Below are 5,832 nucleotides of genomic sequence, written 5' to 3'. Positions count from 1 at the left end.
TCTTTGTAGTTCCTTTTGCTACTGTAAATCTTACTGTTTTAGATGCAAAACCAATGTAAGAAATAACTAATTCTCCTGCTTCACCTACTGTGTTGATAGAGAACTTACCGTCAATATCGGTCGAAACGTTAATTTTCGCTCCTTTGATGGCAACATTAGCACCTGGTAACGATCCTTGTCCGTCGCTAATAGTTCCTACAATTTTCCCTTGAGAAAATGCTGTTGCAACCATTAAAAAAAGTACTCCAGAGAATAACCAATTTTTCATTGTCTTCATTTTTTGTTTTTTATTGTTTTTTGCCAAAATTATAACAATATCGACCAAGGATGTTAAGGCAATGTTAAGAAACCCTCAGGCTCCTAGAATCAAATTTTGAATAATTAATAATATTTACTTAAAAAAAAGCAAATTATCAGCCATTTTTACGGATAACTGTTAATATTTATCAATAAATACAAAAATAAGCAGAATCTCTCAAAAGTGACCTAGTAACCAATCCATGGTCAACTAAGAAGCCTATTTTTTACAAAAAAGGTCTTTTTCGACATAAAAAACACAATCTAATTTGTTATTGCTCCCTAAAATATTGGTTTTTATGGCTTAAAAAAGTGTCTAAAACAACCAATAATTGCCTAAATAATATCTATTTTTCAGAACACAAACTTCTTACAAAACGACTATAATAGCAATCGAAAAAACAGTACACTTCATTGATTAATTATCCTTTAAAATTATGCACTGGGTTAGGGATAAAACAGTGTTGTAAAAAATAAGCCCTTGCTTTACAGCAAGGGCTTATTCTCAAAAGTTAAGAAAGTAAGAAATAGTTCTTTCCAACTTTCAGTAATGAATTTATTTTTTATTCAAATAATACTCTAAAAGAAATGAGGTAGAACTATCGTGCTGATTGATCACTTTAGAATCTATTTCATCTAAAATTGAATTAGCCAATTGCTTGCCTAGCTCCACTCCCCATTGATCAAAGCTAAAAATGTTCCAAATAATTCCTTGAACAAAAATCTTGTGTTCGTATAAAGCAATTAAGGATCCTAAAGCACTTGGAGTTAACTTGTCAATCAAAATGGTATTCGTTGGTTTGTTTCCCGAAAAAACTTTAAAAGGTAGCAGTTGCTTCGCCTTTTGAGCATCTACTCCTTGCTTTTCAAATTCCGCTGCTACTTTCTCTTCTGATTTACCATGCAAAAGTGCTTCGGTTTGAGCAAAAAAGTTAGACATAAGCTTATTGTGCTGTTCTATGTTGCCATGTAGTGGCTTAACAAACCCAATGAAATCAGCAGGAATCAACTTAGTTCCTTGATGAATCAATTGAAAAAAGGCATGCTGCGCATTAGTTCCAGGCTCTCCCCAAATAATAGTTCCGGTTTCATAATTTACAGGTTTTCCATCTCGACCAACGCTTTTCCCGTTGCTCTCCATAGTTCCTTGTTGCAAATAGGGAGCTAATTTTTGCAAGTACTGTGTATATGGTATCAGGGCTTCACTTTCGGCTCCAAAGAAATTATTATACCAAACACTTAATAAAGCCAATATAACAGGCATATTTTTATCAAAATCAGTCGCTTTGAAATGTTCATCCATTTCATTTGCACCAGCTAACAACTCTTCGAACTTGTCATAGCCAACCGCTAAGCTGATGGTAAGACCTACGGCGCTCCAAAGAGAAAATCGTCCGCCTACCCAATCCCACATTGGGAAAATAGTTGAAGGATCAATTCCAAAAGCAGTTACTTTTTCGATATTAGTAGAAACAGCAACAAAATGATTAGCAATATCTTGCTGCGTTGCCGTTTGTAAAAACCATTTTTTGATGGTCTCTGAATTGCTTAAGGTTTCTTGGGTTGTAAATGTTTTAGATACAATCACGAATAATGTCGTCTCTGGATCTAATTTTTTAATTACTTCATTTACATGGTCACCATCAACGTTGGATACAAAATGTACTTGTAAATGGTTACTATAATACTGTAAAGCTTCTACTGCCATTGCTGGCCCTAAATCGGATCCGCCAATACCAATATTTACAACATCCGTAAAGGACTTGCCTGTGTATCCCTTTTTACTTCCTGAAATAATTGCTGATGAAAATACTTTCATCTTTTCTTTCACGGCATAGATTTCAGGAATAACATTTTGACCATTTACAGCTATCACCGCATCGGCTTTCGCTCTTAAGGCCGTATGAAGCACTGCTCTATTTTCGGTTTGGTTAATTATCCCACCTTCAAAATAGTCTTTAATAGCTGCTTCTAGTCCCATTTCGTTTGCTAGTTCAACTAAAATAGCAATCGTTTCTTGACTTATTATATTTTTAGAATAATCTATTAAAAAATCATTCCATTTTAAATTAAAGTTGTCCGTCCTATTTGTGTCATTACTAAACATTTCTTGCATAGATGCATTTTTCATTGAAGCGAAATGTTCTTCTAATTTTTTCCAGGCAATAGTCGCTGTTGGATTGTTTGTATTTAAACTCATTATTTCTAATTCTTTGTTTTAGTTTTGTTCGTCACAAAAATACTCAAATTACTTTTAAATGGTAAATGGATTGTGTAGATATACTATTTGGAGATTTATTTGCTGCAAAATAAAAAGGAGTTACTACTTTATAAGCAGTAACTCCTTTATTGAAGATCGTATTAAACTAATTAGTTGATCAGGACGATTTACAAATTCCCTATGCTGTCAAGCTCTCTTTTTAAAGGAGCTGTTGCTGTTAAAAATCGCTGTTTGTCTTTTCCTTGCATCGCCTCACCCGTAGGTAAATTTAACCGCAGTGCATCTACTTGAACACCATTTTTCCAAAAACGATAGCAAACATGTGGTCCAGTTGCTAATCCTGTACTTCCTACTCTACCAATTACATCCCCTTGATTCACACGTTGTCCTTGACGCACTAAAATTTTAGACATATGAAGGTACTGAGTTGAGTAGGTGCCATTGTGTTTTACCTTAACATAATTCCCGTTTCCAGCAGTGTAGCCTGTTCTTTCTACGACTCCTGAAGCTGTAGTGGTTATAGGAGTTCCTGTTGGAGCTGCATAATCAGTTCCCTTATGTGCTTTCCATCTGTGTTGTACTGGATGAAAACGCTGCATGGTAAATCGAGAGGTTATTCTACTAAACTTAATAGGTGTTTTGAGAAAGAAGTTTTTAAGTGTTTTCCCTTCGTCATCATAATACTCTACTTTTCCTGATGAAGGATTTTTAGCAAAAGGAAAAGCGTAGATGATTTTACCTTTGTATTCAAAAAAGGAAGCTTCCAAATCCTCAACCCCATCATAGATAGAGTCATTTATATAACGCTCCGTAAAAACAAGACCAAAACGGTCTCCTTTTTTTAGTTTAAAAAAGTCAATGGACCAGGAATACACTTTAGTCATCTTACTTGCCAAAGCAGCTTGAACACCCGCGTTCACTAGAGTTTCAGACAAAGATCCTTTTAAAACACCACCAATCATTCGGCGTCGAATTGTTACCGGACGTACTTTTGCGTAAGCGGTTGCAACCGAGTCTCTAAAATCAATTACATAATAACTCAAAGAATTGGGTTGATAAATCAAATACTGTAATTTGTTTTTTTTATCCTTAGAGCGCAACATGGTAAACGCCTTGTTTGGGCGGATTGATCGTACATTAAACGTATCCTTTATTTGCTCGACAATATCGTATACTCTTTTGTCGCCAATATTTTGTTTGCTGATTATAGTACCAAAGGTATCTCCGTTTTGAATAGTATCTTGAACCACATTAAAATTGGTGAAATTAAAACCAAAATCAGAGTCCTTAGCTATTTTTTTAACCGCTTTTACTGCCACCTTTTTTTCAGAATCCTCTTTAGATTTATTACAAGATACTATAGTAAAAAAGATAATGATGATTATAAATAATTGTTTCAAAACTTAGCTGTTTTTTTTCGAATTTTACTTTGTTTTATTTTCCCCAATTTGTCAGTTCTTCCTCAGTCCATAGGTCAGGAAAAAAAATACGTCGTTGGTATTTAGGATGCATGTATTTTTTCCAATCACTTCCGCCAGTTGCCTCGCCATCGCCCATACCACTTTGATCTATATATTTAAAAGCAACGTTTAGATGTTGCATGACCCAAGTTATATTGATGGTATGATCTAAATGACGCATAGCAGTACGCAAGGATTCATTTTGTTGCTCATTAAGCGGGAGCTGCTTGAATTTTTGCCAAATATTAATTGTGTTGTACTCTTTCATTTGTCGCAAAAACAAGTCTTTATATTTTAGCTCAAATTGCGCTAGCAAATAGGATTTTTTTCCTGTCGTATAATCTTTGCCCGCTGCTTGCCAATATAGATGTTCGAAAGCATGTTCATATGGAGTAGTTCGATCGATGGTGGCTCTAAAACGGTGATCAATTAGATTGATTAAATCAGTACAACAAAACTCAATTAACCTGTATTGCGCACTTTGAAAACCACTGGCTGGTGTTAGGGTATTCCTAAATTTCATGTACTGCTCTACTTCCATGCCGTTCTCCATAATACTAAAGGAGGTGGTAAGCATATCGAAATATCGACTAATGCGCATTAACCTTTCGGTAAAAAAATCCGCTTTTAATTCTGCAGCGTGTGAAATTTGATTGATTTCCCAAAGAATCATTTTAAAAATCAACTCATTAACCTGATGGTACATGATAAAAACCATTTCGTCAGGCAAGGTCGTTCTTTGGGTTTGCAAACTCAAGAGGGCGTCAGTTTGGATATAGTCCCAATACGTGATTGGTTTGGACCAAAGCAACCCTTCTAACTGTGTGTCCGTTTTTTGGTTTATTGCCTCGTATTTTTGTTCTATTTCTTTTAAAATAGCCGCTCCATTTTCGGTAATGTTCATTATTTTTTTATTTTAAACGGATGTTTCAATCCTTTAAAGCCATCTAAATCTGCTTTGATCGATCCAACTGCCAGCTCTGCTTTGATTCGAATAGGCAACCTATTATCATCATCTGAAACCCAAACGGTTAAACTCTCTTGCTCTTTAAAAACACGACCTGATTGCACTAGTGGTCGGAATACCATAGCAGATACAACTCCAAATTTAGTTGTAATATTCTCTCTACCTATAAACTTTAACTTAAATTTTGTGGTTTCATCATCAAAAAACATGTCGATAACAATAGACTCTCCAGGGTTAATTTTATCGATAGTAGGATAATTCCTGAGGTAATAAAATGCCGATAAAATATCTTGGGTGTTTTTAGGAATAACGAATGCTTTCTCAGAGTTGTTTTTATAATCCTTTACTACAATCTTATTAGCTGACTGGTTAAAAAAACCTTCTTGATTTTTAGTATAACCACCTTCATTTATTTTTCGGACAAATTGAGCTGGGTTCCCTGATTCTTTCTCGATATAACTTTCATAGAGATCATCTACTTTAAAGAAAAAACGAGACATACCCGTAGTGTATCCTTTACCAATAACGTGAAAAGCTTTTTTATTATTTACAACCGCATCCTTAACTTCAAGGGTGGCATAGCCTGCATTTACAAAGCCATAATGGATTCTAAATTTAAACCACTCACCTGCGTCGTATGCATCATCATTTTGTGAGTCAAAACTAACGGTTACTATCAATAACAAGAACAGTATTATCTTTTTCATAACTTACTTTTTCTATTTATTGATGGAAGTTGCAAATTTTGTTCCAAATATATTAAAACAAAAAAACTCAGTCAAATAATGACTGAGTTTTTATGCTATTAACTAACCAAAAAACTATAAATTATGAAATTTATATCAAATCGGAAGGAAACCACCCCTTCCATTTTGCGAGTGCAAAGG

The 5,832-nt window shown here is 34.6% G+C and carries 5 protein-coding genes; all 5 read right to left on the bottom strand.

Features of this window, described 5'->3' with window-relative positions:
- Positions 1-268 (bottom strand): carboxypeptidase-like regulatory domain-containing protein (locus tag P8M54_RS08025; RefSeq protein WP_300287017.1); only part of this gene is annotated, 268 nt, incomplete at its 3' end.
- 585 nt (positions 269-853) lie between these two features.
- A complete protein-coding gene (pgi, locus tag P8M54_RS08020; RefSeq protein ID WP_300287015.1) occupies positions 854-2,497 on the bottom strand; it encodes a glucose-6-phosphate isomerase in 1,644 nt (547 codons plus the stop codon).
- 188 nt (positions 2,498-2,685) lie between these two features.
- A complete protein-coding gene (locus tag P8M54_RS08015; protein ID WP_300287013.1) occupies positions 2,686-3,918 on the bottom strand; it encodes a peptidoglycan DD-metalloendopeptidase family protein in 1,233 nt (410 codons plus the stop codon).
- A gap of 34 nt (positions 3,919-3,952) precedes the next feature.
- Positions 3,953-4,882, bottom strand: a complete 930-nt coding sequence (locus P8M54_RS08010) for a tryptophan 2,3-dioxygenase family protein (RefSeq protein ID WP_300287011.1) — start codon at positions 4,880-4,882, stop codon at positions 3,953-3,955.
- On the bottom strand, positions 4,882-5,652 hold the full coding sequence (locus P8M54_RS08005) for a DUF3108 domain-containing protein (RefSeq protein ID WP_300287009.1): 771 nt from the start codon (positions 5,650-5,652) through the stop codon (positions 4,882-4,884). The genes P8M54_RS08010 and P8M54_RS08005 overlap by 1 nt, the downstream gene beginning before the upstream one ends.
- Between the last annotated feature and the right edge of the window lie 180 nt (positions 5,653-5,832).

Source organism: Flavobacterium sp. (genome assembly GCF_029242675.1).
Taxonomy (GTDB): domain Bacteria; phylum Bacteroidota; class Bacteroidia; order Flavobacteriales; family Flavobacteriaceae; genus Flavobacterium.
The sequence above is the reverse complement of the archived record's forward strand: the minus strand, read 5'-3'. Positions and strand labels throughout refer to the sequence as shown.

What these genes read in the sequence shown, in the direction of transcription:
- pgi (WP_300287015.1), bottom strand. Translation starts at nt 2,497, where the DNA reads ATGAGTTTAAATACAAACAATCCAACAGCGACTATTGCCTGGAAAAAA.
- P8M54_RS08010 (WP_300287011.1), bottom strand. Translation starts at nt 4,882, where the DNA reads ATGAACATTACCGAAAATGGAGCGGCTATTTTAAAAGAAATAGAACAA.
- P8M54_RS08005 (WP_300287009.1), bottom strand. Translation starts at nt 5,652, where the DNA reads ATGAAAAAGATAATACTGTTCTTGTTATTGATAGTAACCGTTAGTTTT.